Consider the following 2,041-nt stretch of genomic DNA (forward strand, 5'->3'; position numbering starts at 1 on the left):
CTGGGCATTAGACTCCGGATGGGCCTATGATTTGGCGGTGGCTGGTAATCCACCGATGACGTATTCGGGCCTGAGACGCCCCATTTCGAACGTCTAAACACGGCCAAAGGGTTCTGTATCGACGATCAGAACGAAGTCGTGAACGTGTTACCTGATATGTATATTTACTACACGAATGACCAAACCGAACAGACGTACACCGCGGGGACATCGGCTAGCTGTTCGGATGCGACGACACAACTTACAGTGATGCTGCCGCCGTTCGTGAGTATTTCTGACGATTTCAACTATCCAGAGGACTTTCGCGCCTCAGTAATCAATAATTTGGTCTGCCAAATCCGTGATATCTACCGAAATATGGGCGAGGAGCCGCCTGCAAACGTTGATCTCGAAGGATTTGGAAAGCCTGCCGGTAATTTCGACCCAGATGAGTTCTGAGTTCCGTGTCTATCCCCATCACCTGCTGTTTGACTGGGATGGTGAACTCATTGGTCACGTTCAAGAACGATTTACAGCGGAGGATCAGACCGATCTCCAGCCTGCGAAAATATTCGAGCGCGTTCGGTTTCGCGCACGCAATGTCGGGCATCACGAAACTGATGCAGAACTCCTCAGCCCCATCTTCGACTGGGTGGTTCTCGACGAGGCCATCGATGTTCTCGAGAGCCTGGACCAATCAGCCATCATGGAGCACTTCATGGACTTTCTCGAAGCAATTCGAGATCCTCCAGTACACAAGGTGGAGTTCACCGCCTTGTACCTCCATCTGGATATGCGAACGAGGAACTGATTGACCAGTCTGATCCCGTGACGTTCTACTTCGAGGATCAGGACCTCGTTCACACACCGGTTAGCCTCGAGCGTGAGCCCGACGTGTACGTGACGATTTCACCACCCACACACCCATTCGCCTGTGATCATGTCTTCCGAGATCTTATCGTTCACCAGCTCAAATGCCAGATTCGCGACCTCTACTATATGCAAGCCAGTCAGCCACCCAGAGAATATCAGGTTGACGGAGTAGGCATTCACGACACTAAAATTGAGAATTTTGAATATTCGATTAAATAAGATTATGAAAGCAAAAATAATTGGAATTGAAGATGGTGTCATTGGAGTCGAGGTTATAGATCCACGTGGGAATCAGCACATTATCGAGATACCAGTTGATAACGATGAGGCAAGCGACTATCATGGACAAAATGCCTACCCACACAGCTCTGAGGAGCGTACTGAGGATCAAGAACGTCTTATGAACCAAGCTTTTGCTCGAGCTCGTTTTGAAGCACATATAAACACCAATTTCGATATACTACTCTCCGACTGGGACCCACGACAGTTGCGACGTGGGATCGACGCCCTCGAGAAGATGCCGCTCAACCAGTTCGACGAGGCCTTCCGAGAGTACTACCACGCGCTGATTAATCCAGAACGAACCAAACAGGAGTACGGGATAACCGAAGGCAGAGTCGAATTCGAGGGGGAACCTCGGATCGCCCTGATCATGAAGGGGTTCTGTATCAACGACGAGAACGAAGTTGTCGAAGTCCTACCGGACATGTACATCTACTATTCGAAGGAGGACATCGAGGAGACTTACACGACTGGGACGCCAGCGAGCTGTTCGGAGGGAACCACACAGATCACCCCGATGGTGCCTCCGTTCGTAGAAGTGCCCGAGGACTTCGTCTACCCCGAGGACTTCCGGGGCTTTCTGATTAACAACCTCATCTGCCAGATCAGAGACGTGTACCGGAACATGGGTGAAACACCGCCCAAACAGTACGACATCGAAGGATACGGCAAACCAAAAGGAAACTTCGAACGTGACGAGTACTAACGCGAGTCGAGACGCACGACACTCTCCTCAGCACATCTTCAACTGGGTCGTTCTCGACGAGGCCATCGATGTCCTCAAAATTTCCCAAGTGTCTGATAGAATAGCGTAATTCACTGACTCGTCGAGCTGCGAAATAGTCATCAAACTGGCGAGTAGTCACCGTTCAACCTATGCATTATAATTCATCTTCGGAACCCGTCG

General features: G+C 50.4%; 3 protein-coding genes and 1 pseudogene. All 4 read left to right on the forward strand.

The window, feature by feature from the left end; translation table 11 throughout:
• Positions 1–105 precede the first annotated feature (105 nt).
• Positions 106–438: pseudogene (locus N0B15_RS15440) on the forward strand (DUF7958 family protein); the annotation flags it as partial.
• Positions 428–790 carry a hypothetical protein gene (locus N0B15_RS15445; protein WP_263020615.1) on the forward strand — a complete coding sequence of 121 codons (363 nt, stop codon included), beginning with the start codon at positions 428–430 and terminating at the stop codon, positions 788–790. The pseudogene N0B15_RS15440 and the gene N0B15_RS15445, both read left to right, overlap by 11 nt.
• Positions 791–879: 89 nt before the next feature.
• On the forward strand, positions 880–1,071 hold the full coding sequence (locus tag N0B15_RS18420; protein WP_484549522.1) for a DUF7958 family protein: 192 nt from the start codon (positions 880–882) through the stop codon (positions 1,069–1,071).
• A gap of 4 nt (positions 1,072–1,075) precedes the next feature.
• Complete coding sequence (locus N0B15_RS15450; RefSeq protein ID WP_263020616.1) at positions 1,076–1,840, forward strand: DUF7958 family protein; 765 nt, start codon at positions 1,076–1,078, stop codon at positions 1,838–1,840.
• Positions 1,841–2,041 lie beyond the last annotated feature (201 nt).

The organism is Natronobiforma cellulositropha, from assembly GCF_025629245.1.
GTDB classification, from domain to species: domain Archaea; phylum Halobacteriota; class Halobacteria; order Halobacteriales; family Natrialbaceae; genus Natronobiforma; species Natronobiforma cellulositropha.